Here is a 688-nt window from a genome sequence, read left to right as displayed (position 1 = left end):
AATGCTGGTGCTTCAGATATGGCAAAGTCGGCTATTGGATTTGGCAAGGTGCATCGCGATGGTGACGATATCGAAGCGATCAATCGCCTATTTACACCGGAATTTCGTAATCGGCTAGATGCAATTATTCCATTTTCACCTTTATCTCAGTTAATTATCAATCAGATTGTGCAAAAGTTTATTTTTCAGCTTGAGGCACAACTGGCTGATCGGGGAATTTGTTTTGAGTTAAGTCCTTCTGCAATGGTTTGGCTTGCCAATAAAGGATACGATTTTCAGATGGGTGCGCGCCCATTGGGGCGTATTATACAAGAATATATTAAGAAACCGCTCGCTGACGAAATTTTATTTGGACAGTTGCGCAATGGTGGCATGGTTCGCGTATTGACACACAGACCAAATGGAGGAAAAGAGAAGCTACAGTTAAAAATTTCATCTTCTGATATATCTGTTGGTGCAAAGAACAGAAAAACAAAACATTTTACAAAAAAACGTGTGGGGAAAAAAAGCTCAGCAACTTAAAAGTGTTTTAAGAGCAGCACGGATTTTTTTTGCGTTCTCTTCAAGTATTTCTGTAGGCGTTATAATATTATTATGGGGGGTAAGCTCTATTCCTTCCATACGTGGTATAATATGGAAATGGAGATGATAAACGGTTTGTTGACTAGCAGCTTCATTAAATTGCATA

2 protein-coding genes are annotated in these 688 nt (G+C 39.0%); one reads left to right on the top strand and one right to left on the bottom strand.

What is annotated here, in order from left to right:
- Positions 1-522, top strand: a 522-nt coding sequence (locus ACFIO5_RS12005) for a ClpB D2-like domain containing protein (protein ID WP_522729896.1), incomplete at its 5' end; no start/stop codon positions are given.
- Here the strand turns inward: ACFIO5_RS12005 and ACFIO5_RS12000 are convergent.
- A partial coding sequence (locus ACFIO5_RS12000) for an HIT family protein (protein ID WP_375705532.1) occupies positions 511-688 on the bottom strand: 178 nt, incomplete at its 5' end. The two genes, ACFIO5_RS12005 and ACFIO5_RS12000, sit on opposite strands and share 12 nt — an antisense overlap.

This window comes from Bartonella sp. AA86SXKL (assembly GCF_042196885.1).
This window is presented reverse-complemented; position numbering and strand designations above follow the sequence as displayed.